12 protein-coding genes and 1 tRNA gene are annotated in these 15,848 nt (G+C 61.8%); 2 read left to right on the plus strand and 11 right to left on the minus strand.

Annotated features, from left to right (window positions below; all coding sequences use genetic code 11):
• Nucleotides 1-79: 79 nt before the first annotated feature.
• Nucleotides 80-2,824, plus strand: a complete 2,745-nt coding sequence (locus H6X51_RS09585; RefSeq protein WP_185267321.1) for a response regulator — start codon at nt 80-82, stop codon at nt 2,822-2,824.
• 325 nt (nt 2,825-3,149) lie between these two features.
• Here H6X51_RS09585 and H6X51_RS09590 read toward each other — a convergent pair whose 3' ends face one another.
• From H6X51_RS09590 to rnr, 11 genes are all read right to left on the minus strand, one after another.
• Nucleotides 3,150-5,357: a YgiQ family radical SAM protein gene (locus H6X51_RS09590; protein WP_185267352.1), complete on the minus strand. Its 2,208-nt coding sequence runs from the start codon at nt 5,355-5,357 to the stop codon at nt 3,150-3,152.
• A gap of 15 nt (nt 5,358-5,372) precedes the next feature.
• Entirely contained in the window at nt 5,373-6,776 is a 1,404-nt protein-coding gene (gene dnaB, locus H6X51_RS09595; protein ID WP_185267322.1) for a replicative DNA helicase, read from the minus strand.
• Between the two features lie 157 nt (nt 6,777-6,933).
• A complete protein-coding gene (gene rplI / locus H6X51_RS09600) occupies nt 6,934-7,380 on the minus strand; it encodes a 50S ribosomal protein L9 (protein ID WP_185267323.1) in 447 nt (148 codons plus the stop codon).
• 19 nt (nt 7,381-7,399) lie between these two features.
• A complete protein-coding gene (locus H6X51_RS09605) occupies nt 7,400-8,311 on the minus strand; it encodes a YybS family protein (RefSeq protein WP_185267324.1) in 912 nt (303 codons plus the stop codon).
• 40 nt (nt 8,312-8,351) lie between these two features.
• Nucleotides 8,352-8,582, minus strand: coding sequence for a 30S ribosomal protein S18 (gene rpsR / locus H6X51_RS09610; RefSeq protein WP_090536524.1), 231 nt, complete (start codon nt 8,580-8,582; stop codon nt 8,352-8,354).
• A 40-nt stretch (nt 8,583-8,622) separates the two neighbouring features.
• Nucleotides 8,623-9,051: a 30S ribosomal protein S6 gene (gene rpsF, locus H6X51_RS09615; protein ID WP_185267325.1), complete on the minus strand. Its 429-nt coding sequence runs from the start codon at nt 9,049-9,051 to the stop codon at nt 8,623-8,625.
• A 142-nt stretch (nt 9,052-9,193) separates the two neighbouring features.
• Complete coding sequence (locus H6X51_RS09620; RefSeq protein ID WP_185267326.1) at nt 9,194-9,691, minus strand: flavin reductase family protein; 498 nt, start codon at nt 9,689-9,691, stop codon at nt 9,194-9,196.
• A 74-nt stretch (nt 9,692-9,765) separates the two neighbouring features.
• Complete coding sequence (locus H6X51_RS09625) at nt 9,766-10,794, minus strand: methionine synthase (RefSeq protein ID WP_185267327.1); 1,029 nt, start codon at nt 10,792-10,794, stop codon at nt 9,766-9,768.
• A gap of 27 nt (nt 10,795-10,821) precedes the next feature.
• Nucleotides 10,822-11,805: a DUF1852 domain-containing protein gene (locus H6X51_RS09630; protein ID WP_185267328.1), complete on the minus strand. Its 984-nt coding sequence runs from the start codon at nt 11,803-11,805 to the stop codon at nt 10,822-10,824.
• A gap of 281 nt (nt 11,806-12,086) precedes the next feature.
• A complete protein-coding gene (gene rlmB / locus H6X51_RS09635; protein WP_185267329.1) occupies nt 12,087-12,839 on the minus strand; it encodes a 23S rRNA (guanosine(2251)-2'-O)-methyltransferase RlmB in 753 nt (250 codons plus the stop codon).
• An 18-nt stretch (nt 12,840-12,857) separates the two neighbouring features.
• A complete protein-coding gene (rnr, locus tag H6X51_RS09640; protein ID WP_185267330.1) occupies nt 12,858-15,377 on the minus strand; it encodes a ribonuclease R in 2,520 nt (839 codons plus the stop codon).
• Nucleotides 15,378-15,584: 207 nt separating this feature from the next.
• Here rnr and H6X51_RS09645 point away from each other — a divergent pair.
• Nucleotides 15,585-15,671, plus strand: a tRNA-Leu gene (locus H6X51_RS09645).
• Nucleotides 15,672-15,848 lie beyond the last annotated feature (177 nt).

A 15,848-nucleotide genomic window follows, 5' to 3' on the forward strand; every position in this document is an offset into this window, starting at 1 on the left:
ATATCATCCGGCCAGCCCTTGCGCTCGGCAGTCCTGCTCCGCAGAATAGCGGCATGAACCAGGGACAGGACATGAATACGTGAAGCAGATTTTCAGATTGTGGCTCGGCAGTCTGCTCGGCCTGTGCCTGCTGCTCGGCAGCGCCTGGGCCCATGGCGGCGGCGTAACCGCCGGTTACCAGACCTTCGTCGACACCAGCGGTCAGCTGGGTCTCAATGACATCCTCTCCAACCGCTATGCCAACCTGTTCGTACCCAATGCCGAAGGGGCGCTGAAACTGCCGGGGGCAGGTTCGGCATTATGGGTGCAGGTACCGCTGGAACATCGGAACACCTATCTGCTGGAGCTGCACAACCCGTCCATCGCCCGCATCAATGTGTACCTGCTCAGGGACGACCTGCTGCGCACCAGTCACTCCGGCGGCACCGCCGATATCCGCAGCAGCATGCCCCTGCCCCACGGCGGCTTCGCCTTTCCGGTCAATGTGCACGATAGCAGCCGGCAGAAGCTGCTGGTGCGCCTGCAGAACGATTATCCAATCAGCACCCATATCAGCCTGATTCCCCTGAGCGAGGCGACCAAGATCCATACCCGGCATCAGGCCCTGCAGGGCATGCTGGTCGGCCTGTTGCTGGCGCTGGCGCTGAACTCGCTGCTGCAGGGCCTGCTGCGGCGCGACCCACTGCACCTGCTGATGGCCATCAGCGCCCTGCTGTTCGGACTCAGCAGCTTGAGCAGTATCGGCTGGGCATTGCATAACTGGACGTTCCTGCATGGCCAGACCGGCACCCTGTTGAGCCTGGCCGGCTTCGTGGTGCTCGCCGCGGCGCTGCATGGCCTGCACCCGGTGCCCGGCACCTCGGGCGATCACAGCGAGCGGATCGCCATCCTGGTCGCCGGTGCGCTGCTGCTGTTGCTCAGCATTGCCCAGCCGGTACTGGCCGAGTCCATCCTGTCGGTGGTACGCATCGGCCTGCCATTGACCATGCTGGGGCTGAGCGGCCTGGCTCTGCTCAAGCGCGAGACGATCGATCATCTATTCCTTGGCGGCACCCTGCTGCTGATCGGCAGCTGGCTGCTGGAGCAGATCTTCGGCGCGCACCCGCACGAGCTGAACCACCTGGCCGACCTGCTGCTGTGGGGCGCTCTGCTGTGCTATGTGTGGAGCCTGTATCGGCAGTTGCAGCGCAGCACCCTGAAACAGATCAGCCAGCACCATGCCGAAACCTCCTTTCTGGCCCAACGCAGCGCCAGGGCCAGGTTCCTGGCACGCATCAGCCACGAAATTCGCACACCGATGAATGGTGTGCTGGGCATGTCCGAGCTGCTGCTCGATACCGCATTGTCCGCCAAGCAGCGCGACTACGTGCAGACCATCCACAGCTCGGGCAACGATCTGCTCAACCTGATCAACGACATTCTCGACCTGTCGCGCCTGGAATCCGGGCAACTGATCCTCGACAGCCTGCGTTTCGACCTGCACTCACTGATCGAGGATTGCCTGGAGAGCTGTCGCCACCGCCTCAGCAACCAGCCGATCGAGCTGATCAGCTTCGTGCACCCGGACGTACCACGCATGATGGAGGGCGATCCCGCGCGCCTGCGCCAGATCATCATGAGCCTGCTGAGCAATGCCATGCTCAATACCGACGAGGGCGAGATCCTGCTGGTGGCGGCATTGGAGAGCCAGGCACCGGAGCAGGCGTTGCTGCGCTTCGCCATCCAGGACACCGGACATGGCATGGATAGCGAAGCACGCAGCAGCCTGCTCGACGAGGCCGTTCCCAGCGAATTGCTGGTGGACATGATCGAACGCCAGGGCCAGCTGTCGCTGTATATCTCGCAACGCCTGGTGCGCATGATGAATGGCCAGTTGGGCATCAAGAATGCCCCCGGCGAAGGTAGCACCGTGTGGGTGATGCTGCCGGCGCGCTTCTTCGACAGCCCGGCCGAGGTGGACCAGCAGGGCCATTGCCTGGTCGATCGCAGCATCCTGATCGTCGATGACAACGCCACCTGCCGCAAGGTCCTGCAGCAGCAGGCCAGCGCCTGGCAGATGATTCCCCGCACCGCCTCCAGCGGCCGCGAGGCGCTGGCCCTGCTGCGTGCCCAGGCGAACCTGGACAGCCCCTTCGATATCCTGCTGGTGGATCAGTCCATGCCCGGCATGAGCGGCCTGGAACTGGCCAGCAAGATCAAGGACGACCCCACCATCAGCACCGACCTGCTGATCATCATGCTCACCGGCATCAACCAGTTGCCCAGCCGCATAGTCGCGCGCAATGCCGGGATTCGCCGGGTGCTGAACAAGCCGGTGTCCGGTTCCACCCTGCGGGCCACGCTGATCGATGAATGGCAACAGCATAGTGCCCAGAGCAACGCCGCAGCCGTTGTGGAAGAATCGCGTGCCGAACCGGCCGAAGGCACCTTCCAGGTACTGGTGGCCGAGGACAACGCGGTGTCCAGCCGGGTCATCCACGGCATGCTGTCCAAGCTCAAGGTCAGCTGCGACTCGGTGGACAATGGCAGGAAGGCGGTAGAGGCGGTCAAGCAGGGGCATTACGACCTGGTGCTGATGGATTGCGAGATGCAGGAAATGGACGGTTTCACCGCCACCGAGCAGATTCGGCGCTGGGAACGACAGCATGCGCTGGCACCGGTACCCATCATCGCCCTGACTGCGCATATCCTGCCCGAACACCGTGAGCGTGCGCGCCTGTCGGGCATGGACGGACACATGGCCAAGCCCGTCGAACTGGCCCAGCTCAAGGCCCTGCTGGATTACTGGATGGAGCACCGCACCCCGGAACCGCGCGAGGGCTGAACCGCCTCTGTCGTCGCGCAGGCGCGCGGCAACCCACAAAGGCGCGATCGGGGTGTAGCGCGCCTGCGCTACGCCAGCAGCCTCCCAGCGGCGGGGACCTGTCGGCGAGCAGGCGCTCGCCAACCCAACCGGGTGTAGCGCTAATGGATCAGTTGACGGCGACTTCTTCCGCGGCGGCGCCACTGCTGGCGGCGGCATAGCTGACCAGCAGACTATGAACTATGGTGCGTATGGACATGGCAGTTCCTCCTGTTGAACTGCCCCTATCCTGCCCCAGCACCGCAGCGGCGGCCATTGCAGTTTATCAATGGCCGCCATAGGCAGATCAGCGCGACGGTCGGTTGCTCCCACCCCGACGCTTGCCCTTGCCCGCACCGGTATCGCGCGGCGGCAGGCCGGTATGCTGGGTCAGCAGGCGCCCGCCCTTCTTCGCGCCGGCCGGCGCATTGCCCGGGCGGCGTCCAGCCGACGAACCTTCGACCGCCGGCTGGTAGGTGGGGATCAGGTGCTGCTTGCTGTTACCGATCAGGTCGGCACGGCCCATCTCGGTCAGCGCCTCGCGCAGCAGCGGCCAGTTCTTCGCATCGTGATAGCGCAGGAACGCCTTGTGCAGCCGCCTCTGGCGCTCGCCCTTGACGATACCGACCGCCTCGCTCTTGTAGCCGATCTTGCGCAGCGGGTTCTTGCCGGAGTGGTACATGGCGGTGGCGGTCGCCATCGGCGAAGGATAGAAGGCCTGGACCTGGTCGGCGCGAAAACCATTGCGCTTGAGCCACAGCGCCAGGTTCATCATGTCCTCGTCGGTGGTACCGGGGTGAGCCGCGATGAAGTAGGGAATCAGGTACTGTTCCTTGCCCGCTTCCTTGGTGTACTTCTCGAACATCTTCCTGAACGCGTCGTAGGTGCCGATCCCCGGCTTCATCATCTTCGACAGCGGCCCTTCCTCGGTGTGCTCGGGCGCGATCTTCAGGTAACCGCCGACATGATGGGTCACCAGTTCCTTGACGTATTCCGGCGAGCGCACTGCCAGGTCGTAGCGCAGCCCCGAGGCGATCAGGATGCGCTTGACCCCGGGCAGTTCCCGCGCCTTGCGGTACAGCCCGACCAGGGATGAGTGGTCGGTGTTCAGGTTGTCGCACACGCCTGGCCAGACGCAGGACGGCTTGCGGCAGGAGGCCTCGATCTCCGGGCTCTTGCAGGCCAGGCGGTACATGTTGGCGGTCGGCCCACCGAGGTCGGAGATGGTCCCGGTGAAGCCCGGCACCTTGTCGCGGATCTCCTCGATCTCATTGAGGATAGACTCGTGCGAGCGGCTCTGGATGATGCGCCCCTCGTGCTCGGTGATCGAGCAGAAGGTGCAGCCACCGAAGCAGCCACGCATGATGTTCACCGAGAAGCGGATCATGTCATAGGCGGGAATCTTCGCATCGCCATAGGCCGGGTGCGGTATGCGCGCGTAGGGCAGCCCGAACACGTAGTCCATTTCCTCGGTACTCAGCGGAATCGGCGGCGGATTGAACCACACGTCCCGCTCGCCATGGCGCTGCACCAGCGCCCGGGCGTTGCCCGGGTTGGTTTCCAGGTGCAGCACACGGTTGGCATGGGCGTAGAGCACCGGGTCGTTGCGCACCTTTTCATAGGACGGCAAACGGATCACCGTGCGGTCGCGCTCCAGGCGCGGATGGTGCAGCAGCTCGACCACCTGCACCGCGTCGTCGCTGCCGGGCACCTCGTCCTCGGCCTTGGCCTGCTCCACAGCGCAGGCAGCGGTGTCCTGGGTGTTGACATAGGGGTTGATGATCTTGTCGATACGGCCGGGGCGGTCCACCCGGGTCGAGTCCAGCTCGAACCAGCCCTCGGGCGTATCCTTGCGAATGAAGGCGGTGCCGCGTATGTCGGTCAGGCTGGCGACCTGCTCGCCCTGGCTCAGGCGCTGCGCCACTTCCACCACCGCCCGCTCGGCGTTGCCATAGATCAGGATATCGGCCTTGGTGTTGATCAGCAGTGAGGGCCGGACCTTGTCCTGCCAGTAGTCATAATGGGCAATGCGCCGCAGCGATGCCTCGATCCCGCCGAGGATGATCGGCACATCCTTGTACGCCTCCCGGCAGCGCTGGCAGTAGGACAGGCTGGCCCGGTCGGGACGCTTGCCGGCCTTGCCGCCGGCGGTGTAGGCGTCGTCGGAGCGGATCTTGCGATCGGCGGTATAGCGGTTGATCATCGAGTCCATGTTGCCGGCGGCCACCCCGAAGAACAGGTTCGGCTTGCCCAGCTTCATGAAGTCGTCCTTGCTCTGCCAGTCCGGCTGGCTGATCATGCCGACGCGAAAGCCCTGCGCTTCCAGCAGGCGGCCGATGATGGCCATGCCGAAGGACGGATGATCGACATAGGAGTCACCCGTGACGATGATGATGTCGCAGCTGTCCCAGCCGAGCTGGTCCATTTCCTCGCGGCTCATCGGCAGAAAGGGCGCCGGACCGAAGCACTCGGCCCAGTAGCGCGGATAATCGAACAGGGCCCTGGCCCTGGGCATGCTCAGTGCCATGACTTACTCCTCCCCGTAGCCCTGGTAGGAACCGGGCGCGAGGTTTTCGAATCGGGTGTATTTGCCTATGAAGGCCATGCGGCAGGTGCCGATCGGGCCGTTACGCTGCTTGCCGATGATCAGCTCGGCGATACCCTTGTCCTGGGTGTCGGGATGGTAGACCTCGTCGCGGTAGACGAACATGATGACGTCGGCATCCTGCTCGATCGCACCGGATTCACGCAGGTCGGAGTTGATCGGGCGCTTGTTCGGGCGCTGCTCCAGCGAGCGGTTGAGCTGCGACAGCGCCACCACCGGCACGTTGAACTCCTTGGCCAGCGCCTTGAGCGAGCGGGAAATCTCGGAGATCTCGTTGGTGCGGTTCTCCGAGGAGGCGCCACCGATGCGCATCAGCTGCAGGTAGTCGATCATGATCAGCGACAGGTCACCGTGCTCGCGCACCACACGCCGGGCACGGGCGCGCATTTCCATCGGCGACAGGCCGGCGGTGTCATCGATGAACAGCTTACGGTCATTGAGCAGGTTCACCGCCGAAGTCAGCCGCGGCCAGTCGTCGTCGTCCAGCCGGCCGGAACGCACCTTGGTCTGGTCGATCCGCCCCAGCGACGACAGCATACGCATGATCAGCGATTCGCCCGGCATCTCCAGCGAAAACACCAGGCAGGCCTTGTCGCTGCCCATGACCGCGTTTTCCACCAGGTTCATGGCGAAGGTGGTCTTGCCCATGGACGGACGACCGGCGACGATGATCAGGTCCGCCGGCTGCAATCCCGAGGTCATGCCGTCCAGGTCGGTGAAGCCGGTGGACAGCCCGGTGATCGAGCCTTCGCTGTTGAACAGCGTGTCGATGCGGTCGATGGCCTTGGTCAGCAGGGTGGTGACCGATTCCGGGCCACCGCTCTTGGGCCGGCTCTCGGCGATGGCGAAGATCTTGCGCTCGGCCTCGTCCAGCACCTCGTTGGGCTGCATGCCCTTGGGGTTGAAGGCGGTATCGGTAATCTCGGTACTGACACTGATCAACTGGCGCATGGTGGCGCGCTCACGGATGATCTGTGCGTAGGCGCTGATATTGGCCGCCGATGGCGTGTTCTTCGCCAGCTGACCAAGATAGGCCAGCCCACCGACCTGGTCGATCAGTCCCTCGCGGTCCAGCTCCTCGGCCAGGGTGACCACGTCGAACGGCTGGTTGCGCGCGGCCAGGCCCACCAGCGCCCGGAAGATCAGGCGGTGGTCGTGGCGGTAGAAATCGGTCTCACTGACCAGCTCGGCGACCCGCTCCCAGGCGGTGTTCTCCAACATGACGCCGCCAAGCACGGCCTGTTCGGCCTCGATCGAATGCGGTGGAATCTTCAATGCGGTGGTTTGCAGATCCAACTCGGGACGCGCGGCGTAAATCTGATCACTCATGGGCACAGGCTCGAATCCTGGATGGGCGGGCTTCACAAACAACAACACGGCGCCGTCTTGCGACAGGCGCCGTGCTGGCAAGTCTACCAGAGCAAATCACCCGATCGCGACCACAGGTCGGGACCGGGTGACAGGTCTTGCAGTTGCGGGGTACCGCTTAGCCGGCAACAACCACCAGCTTGACGGTAGCCTCGACGTCGGTGTGCAGGTGCACAGCCACGTCGAACTCACCGACAGCGCGCAGCGGGCCTTCCGGCAGGCGCACTTCGCTTTTTTCCAGCTGAACGCCAGCGGCGGTCACGGCATCAGCGATGTCGCGAGTACCGATGGAACCGAACAGCTTGCCTTCCTCACCAGCGTTGGCGCTGATGGTGACGGTCAGATCGGCCAGCTTGGCTGCGCGGGCTTCGGCCTCGGCAGTCTTCTCGGCAGCGATCTTTTCCAGCTCAGCGCGACGCGCTTCGAAGGCTTCGATGTTGGCGGCGGTAGCCGGGGTTGCCTTACCGAACGGCAACAGGAAATTGCGAGCGTAGCCAGCTTTGACGGCGACCTTGTCGCCCAGGCTACCCAGATTCGCGATCTTTTCGAGCAGGATAACTTCCATTGCGATGACCTCTTTGAATTCAACCTTGGCTGTTCGAGTCGTCATCACCGCGCGAACCCGAAGGTGGCCGCATGCGTGAGCGAAAGTCGAACAAGCTATCTACAAATGCCAAAAACACAATCAGCGGGTAGGCGAACCGGATGAACAGGACGAACAGCACATAACTCCCGATCAACCAGCCTGTACCCAGATTCTTGATACCAACCACACCATGCAGCAGGGCAAACCCGGCCACCAGCAGCGGTACGCTGGCCACCGGCGACAACATGGCCAGTTGCGGCCACTGCGGCGCCAGCACCACCACGATCAGCAGACCGATACTGGCCAGCGGCGTCAGGCGCAGCTGATGAAACTCCTGGCGGAAACCACCCGGGTTGTACAACCGGGCCTGCCAGGACCGTGCGATCATCAGGCTGAACAGGACCATCAGCATATGCATGGCCCCCATCACCCCGCCGAGCACCGGGATCATCAGCTCATCCAGGCGCGCCAGCAGTGCTGCCCTGGCTGCCTCGTCGAGCTGCACGCCCATCTGCCCGAGCAACTCCGGCAGCATCTCGCGGAACCCGGCGGCCAGGGCCTGCAGCGGTTCGCCAAGCGCCATCAACAGCGCCACGGCGAATACCACACCCAGCGGCACCGCCAGCAGCAGCACCCGGAGCCAGTCGTTGTGCTGGCGCAGCACCACCGCCAGGGCGGAGCTGCCGAGCATGACCAGCAAGGGCGTCAGGTCCCCGAGAAAGGACCAGACCAGTGCCGGCAACATGCCCCATACAAGAATCGGTAACGCCTCGGACAGCCCACGACGCAGGATTACCAGCGCCAGGGCCGCCGCACTGAACCAGAACAGCAGTGGTATGGCCGCGGCGATCGCTACTGCAAGAGTAGCCTCCCTGCGACCGCGCATGATGTATTCAGCCAGACCACGCATAGCGGTTCAGTATCCCCTGATTACAGGTTCGATCTGCTACTCAACGACCGTGACTGTCGGTGTAGGGCAGCAGGGCCAGGTAGCGGGCGCGCTTGATGGCGACAGCCAGCTGACGCTGGTACTTGGCCTTTGTACCGGTGATACGGCTGGGTACGATCTTGCCGGTTTCGGTGATGTAGGCCTTCAGGGTGTTGAGATCCTTGTAATCGATCTCTTTAACGCCTTCAGCGGTGAAACGGCAGAACTTTCTGCGACGGAAAAAACGTGCCATGGCAGCGTCTCCTTATAACTGGAATGGGGAACCGAAAAACTTACTCGTCGTCACCGGCATCGGCGTCGTTGCTGTCATCAGCATCGTTACCGGCGTCGTTGTCGTCGTCAGAACGCTCGCGGCGCTCACGACGCTCACCACGACCAGTGTCTTCAGGCTTGAGCATGTCGGACTGTTCGGTGACGGCTTCGTCACGACGGATGACCATGTTACGGATGACCGCGTCGTTGTAACGGAAGTTTTCAGTCAGCTCTTCCAGTGCCTTGGCGCTGCACTCGACGTTGAGCATGATGTAGTGAGCCTTGTGGATCTTGTCGATCGGGTAGGCCAGTTGACGGCGGCCCCAATCTTCCAGACGGTGGATCTTGCCGCCGTCTTCTTCGATCAGCTTGGTATAGCGCTCGACCATGCCGCTGACTTGCTCACTTTGATCCGGATGAACCAGAAATACGATTTCGTAATGACGCATTAGGTGCTCCTTACGGGTTATAGCCAGCCACCCAAAATGGTCTGGCAAGGAGTAGAACTCAGGTTTGGGGCGGCCATTCTAGAGAAGTGGCCCGAAACTGGCAAGGAAAAGCGGCAGTGCAGGCAAACGCTAGCGCCGCGCCCTACCCGGCGAGGTTGCAATACTGGCCCTTGAAATACAGCAATGGCTGCGTAGCAGTTGCTTCCTGCAGATTCAGTGCTTTCACTTCACCGATCACGATCAGGTGATCGCCTGCGGCATGTTCGGCGTGAATCTCGCAATCCAGCCAGTGCAGACTGCCGGCAATGATCGGATTGCCCAGCGGCGATGCCTGCCATTGCACTCCGCGCCACTTGTCCGTGCCTTGCCGGGCGAACTGGTTGGATATCCCGGCCTGCTCGTCGGACAGGATATTGACGGCGAACCGGCCGGCCTGGCGAATGCCGGGGTAGCTGGCCGAACTGGACATGACGCTGAATGACACCAGCGGCGGGTTCATCGACACGCTGTAGAACGACTGGCAGGTGAAGCCCAGCGGCTGGTCATCAATGTGTGAGGTGATGACCGTGATACCGGATGCGTAATGCCCGAGCGCCTTGCGAAAGCTCAAGGGCTCGATGGCGGTACTGGAAAGAGACATGACAGATCCTGAACAAGGCGGTGCGGCTCGACAGTGCCGGGGCAGCCTGAAGCCGCCCGGCCATTGCCGCTGACTTAGATGGACAGTTCTCTGCGGACGATGTCGGCGCCTGCGCTCAAGGCACTCAACTTGCCCCGCGCCACCTGGCGAGGCAGCGGGGCCATGCCACAGTTGGTGCAGGGATAGAGCTTGTCGGCATCGACAAACTGCAGTGCCTTGCGCAGGGTATCGGCCACTTCCTCTGGCGTTTCAATGGTATTGGTCGCCACGTCAATGGCCCCCACCATCACCTTCTTGCCACGGATGAGTTCGATCAGGTCCATCGGCACATGGGAGTTGTGACATTCCAGCGAGACCATGCCGATACTGGATTTCTGCAGCTTGGGGAAAGCCTCTTCATATTGCCGCCACTCCGAGCCCAGCGTCTTCTTCCAGTCGGTATTGGCCTTGATGCCATAGCCATAGCAGATATGCACGGCCGTTTCGCACTTGAGACCTTCAATGGCCCGTTCCAGGGTAGCCACCCCCCAGTCATTGACCTCATCGAAGAACACATTGAAGGCCGGCTCGTCGAACTGGATGATATCGACACCAGCCGCTTCCAGCTCCCGGGCCTCCTGATTGAGGATCTGGGCGAACTCCCAGGCCAGCTTTTCACGACTCTTGTAGTGACCATCATAGAGCGTATCGATCATGGTCATGGGGCCAGGCAGAGCCCATTTGATGGGCTGGCTGGTCTGCTGCCGCAGGAACCTGGCATCCTCGACAAACACCGGCTTGCGCCGGGCAACGTCCCCGACCACCGAGGGTACGCTCGCATCATAGCGATCACGAATCCGCACGGTCTCGCGTTTTTCAAAATCGACACCCTCGAGGTGCTCGATAAAGGTGGTGACGAAATGCTGGCGGGTCTGCTCGCCATCACTGACGATATCGATGCCGGCCTGTTGCTGTTCGTGCAAGGACAAACGCAAAGCATCCTGCTTGCCCTCGACCAGCTCCTCACCCTGCAGTTTCCAGGGTGACCAGAGGGTCTCAGGTTGCGCCAGCCAGGAAGGCTTGGGCAGGCTGCCAGCGGTTGACGTGGGTAACAATTTTTTCATGACAGAGGACCTTGTGTTTTCGATTAGTCAAAGAGCGTAATTGGCCGACCACTGCTCAAGCACAGCACGGTATGGCTTGATGAACTGCTCCTCGGCAAACTTCCCCTGCTCGACAGCCAGCCGGCTGCGTTCCTCTCGGTCATAAACAATCCGGGTCAACGAATAATCCTGGTGTTTCAAACTGGGTTGATAGGATTTGCCTGCTGCAGAGTTCGCATTATAGATCTCGGGCCGATAGATTTTCTGAAAGGTATCCATCGTGCTGATGGTACTGATCAGCTCAAGATTGGTGTAATCGCCAAGCAAATCACCGGCAAAATAGAAAGCCAAAGGCGCCACACTGTTCGGCGGCATGAAATAGCGAACCTTCAGCCCCATTTTCCTGAAATATTCATCAGTCAGGGAATATTCGTCCTGCTGGTATTCAAAACCCAATACAGGATGCTGATTTTCAGTCCGATGATAGGTCTTGCTACTCGACACACTGAGACATATGACCGGCGGCTTATTGAAGTTCTCCCTGTAAGCGCTCGAATTCACGAAGCACTTGAACAGCTTGCCATGCAGATCGCCAAAATCATCCGGCACGCTGAATCCGGGCTGATCTCTGTTGTGCTCCAGCAGCACCACACTGAAATCATAATCCCGTACGTAGGAGGAGAAGTTATTCCCTACAACACCCTCAATGCGCTCATTGGTCTTGCGATCGACAATATTCGTTTTCAATATCTCGATCAACGGAAGAGCACCACCAGCACCTTGCGCATCGATATTCATCTCGACGGAAATGATTTCAAGCTCGACAGCATAACGATCGCCCCTGGGGTTACCCCAATGCGCCAGGGCGTTGAAGCGATTGTCAATCATGTTCAAGGCGTTGCGCAGATTCTCCTGGCGATTGGTCCCTCTGGCCAGGTTGGCAAAGTTGGTAGTAATACGCGTATTGTCGGCGGGGCGGTAATTCTCATCGAAACGAATACTGTTAACAGCAAAACTGAAATCTTTGTTCATCGCAACCTGGCATCCTGATTATCGAGCTGGAACCTGAATTTATTTCTTGTTCTCGAGAACACTCAGATTCTCTTTTCCGGCTTTTCACTCGGTAATATTTACATCGTGTGGTATTTGCGACGCATTCTAGGCTGCGGCCCTGGCCCAGTGAAAATGAATTGATTTCACCGGACCTTTAGTCATATTCATGATGAGCTGTTGGCGCTGGTGACGGCCGCGGCATCGAACAGCAGCTACCCGGTGAAACCCGGACCGCCACAGCCAGGAGAGGTGAGGAAAAGCTAGGGCATTCCTGCAGTACGCTGGCGCACCGCCTCGAACAGACAGATACCCGCCGCCACCGAGACGTTCAGACTGCTGACGCCACCGGCCATTGGCAGCTTGGCCAGGTAATCGCAGTGCTCGCGTGTCAGGCGGCGCATGCCGGCGCCTTCGGCGCCCATGACGATCACCGTGGGCACGCTCAGGTCGACCTGGTACAGCAACTGCTGCGCCTCGCCAGCGGTGCCGACCACCCACAGCCCGCGCTGCTGCAATTGCTTGAGCGTGCGAGCAAGATTGGTCACCGCCACCAGCGGTACGGTTTCGGCGGCGCCACAGGCGACCTTGCGTACCGTCGGCGACAAGCTGGCGGAGCGATCACGGGGGATGATCACCGCCTGCGCGCCCGCCGCATCGGCACTGCGCAGGCAGGCACCGAGGTTGTGCGGATCAGTGACGCCATCGAGCACCAACAGCAATGGCACACCCTGGTGCCGATCCAGCAGATGACCGAGCATTTCCTCGGACCACAACTGGCTCGGCGTCACCGCAGCGACCACCCCCTGGTGCACGCCACCGGCGGCCAGCCGCTCCAGCTCCTCGGGCAGCACCCGGTCGCTGTCGATGGCCTCGGCAGCCGCCAACTCCAGCACCGCCTGCATCCGCGCATCCAGCCGTCCGCGCTGCAGGATCAGGCGTTTGACCCGCTTCGGTGACTGCTCCAGCATGGCCTGCACCGCGTGCAGGCCATAGATGTATTCCAACTCGCTCATGAATGCTTCAACTGCCCATCAATTGATCTTGCGCTTGCGCGGGGCCGAGGGCTTCTTGCCGGCCGGCTTGTGCTCCACCGCGCCGCGCTTGGTACCAGCGCGGGTCGCGCTCAGGGCCGGTTTACCGTCCCGCCCTCTTCCCGACTTGCCCGACTTCGGCTTGCCGGGGCGCGCGTTCGCCTCCGCGGCCTTGCGCGCCTCGCTCAGCAGCTTCTCGCGCACCGCACGACTGTCCTTGGCGTTAGGTGCCACCGGCCGGTCGGAGGCCATCTCGAAGTCGATCTTGCGCTCGTCCAGATCCACCCGTACCACCTGCACCCGGATCGAATCACCCAGGCGGAAGGTACGGCCGGCGCGCTCGCCGACCAGACTGTGGTGCACCGCATCGAAATTGTAGTAGTCGGCCGGCAAGGCGGTGACATGCACCAGTCCCTCGACGTAGATATCGGTCAGCTCGACGAACAGGCCGAAGCCGGTCACCGCGGTCACCAGGCCATCGAAGTTCTCACCGACGCGGTCCTGCATGAACTCGCACTTGAGCCAGCTGACCACGTCCCGGGTCGCCTCGTCGGCGCGCCGCTCGTTCTGCGAGCACTGTTCGCCCAGGCGCTCCAGCGCCGCCAGGTCGTACGGATAGATCGCCGCCTTGGGCAGGGTACCGGCGCCGGAACGGCGCACCAGGTCGGTTTTCCTGCGCGAGCGGATCACCGAACGGATGGCGCGGTGCACCAGCAGGTCCGGGTAACGCCGGATCGGCGAGGTGAAGTGGGTATAGGCTTCGTAGTTCAGACCGAAGTGCCCGGCGTTGTGCGGCGTATAGACCGCCTGGCTCAACGAGCGCAGCATGACTGTCTGGATCAGCTGGGCATCGGGACGGTCCTGCACCTTCTCCAGCACCGCAGCATAGTCCTCGGGAGTCGGGTCGCCCTTCTTGCGGGTCAGCGACAGCCCCATGGAACCGAGGAACTGGCGCAGGCGCTCGACCTTCTCCGGCTTGGGTCCGTCATGCACCCGGTACAGGCCGGGAATCTCCAGGTCCTGCAGGAAGCGCGCGGTGGCGACGTTGGCACACAGCATGCACTCCTCGATGATCTTGTGCGCATCGTTGCGGGTGGTCGGCAGGATCTCGGTGATCTTGCGGTCGTCGCCGAACAGCATGCGCGTCTCGGTGGTTTCGAAATCGATCGCACCGCGACCATGCCGTGCCTTGGCCAGCGCCTTGTACAGCTCGTACAGGTTCTTCAGGTGCGGCAGCACCTCGGCATATTCGGCACTCAGCGCCTTGCCTTCACGGCTGCGCGGGTGCTCCAGCATGCTCGACACCTTGTTGTAGGTCAGCCGTGCATGGGAATGGATCACCGCTTCATAGAACTCGAAATCGGTCAGTTCACCGCTCTTGGAGATGGTCATTTCACAGACCATGGCCAGACGGTCGACATTCGGCATCAGCGAACACAGGCCGTTGGAGATTGCCTCCGGCAACATCGGGATGACTTCGCTGGGGAAATACACCGAAGTGCCGCGCAGCTCGGCTTCGGCATCCAGCTCCGAGCCCAGCGGCACGTAGTGGGAGACGTCGGCGATCGCCACATACAGCTTCCAGCCACCGGCGAACAGGCGCCAGCCGCTGGCCTTGCGCGGCTCGCAATACACAGCGTCATCGAAGTCGCGGGCATCCTCGCCGTCGATAGTGACCAGCGGCAGATGTCTCAGATCGACCCGCTTGGCCTTGTCCTTCTCGACCACGTAGTCGGGCAGCCTGGCCGCCTCGTCCACCACTTCCTGCGGCCAGACGCTGGGAATATCGTAACTGCGCAGCGCGACTTCGATCTCCACGCCCGGCGCCATATAGTCGCCGACCACTTCGATCACTTCGCCCTGGGCCTGGCGGCTCATGGTCGGCCAGTGGGTGATGCGCACCTCGACATACTGGCCGGATTTGGCCCCGCCGGCGCAGCCTGGCGGTACCAGGACTTCGTGATTGATCCGGGCGCTGTCGGCAGCCACGTAGCCGATGCCGCCCTCTTCGTAATAGCGGCCGACCAGCAACTCATGGGCCCGCTCGATCACCTCGACGATCGCACCCTCGCTGCGTCCACGGCGATCGACACCGGTAACCCGACCGAGTACCCGGTCACCATCGAACACCACGCGCATCTGCGACGGCCCGAGGAACAGGTCCTCACCGCCATCGTCGGGCACCAGGAAGCCGAAGCCGTCCCGGTGGCCCTGCACCCGACCGCTGATCAGGTCGAGCTTGTCCACCGGGGCATAGGCGCCACGCCGGGTGTAGATCAGTTGGCCATCGCGCTCCATGGCGCGCAGGCGCCGGCGCAGGGCCTCGATCCCATCTTCGTCATACAACCCGAATTCCTGCTGCAACTGTGCCCGCGTCGCCGGCGCACCGCGCTCGGCCAACAGCTTGAGGATCAGTTCACGACTGGGAATGGGGTTGTCGTATTTCTCTGCTTCACGTTGCGCCGCCGGGTCCAGTTCGACCCAGTTGGCCGCACCAGCAGCAGTGCTCGATGCAGGCATCGAGTCTTGAGGTTTGGTCTTTTTCGTCATAGACGCCTATTGAACCGCGAAACGCGGTTTCTTGCACCATATTTCCCGTGGGATAATTTTTTTGCAAACAGGGGTTTACAAGATTTTTCCTGCTGCGTATCATTCGCGCCGTCAACACGACATCGGTTGCACCGCGAGCCAAACAGGTTCAGCATAGCAGAGACGTCGAGATGGCATGCCCAGGTGGTGAAATTGGTAGACACGCTAGCTTCAGGTGCTAGTGGCTTCACGGCCGTGGAAGTTCGAGTCTTCTCCTGGGCACCAATTCCGAAAACCGGACCAAGGTCCGGTTTTTTTGATTAAGTAGCAGCAATGCCAGGTCGGCATGATCTGCGAGCGCCACGCCCGCCAGATCGAATGACACGCCCAGGTGGTGAAATTGGTAGACACGCTAGCTTCAGGTGCTAGTGGCTTCACGGCCGTGGAAGTTCGAGTCTTCTC

The sequence above is a fragment of the Halopseudomonas xiamenensis genome, from assembly GCF_014219065.1.
Lineage (GTDB): Bacteria > Pseudomonadota > Gammaproteobacteria > Pseudomonadales > Pseudomonadaceae > Halopseudomonas > Halopseudomonas xiamenensis.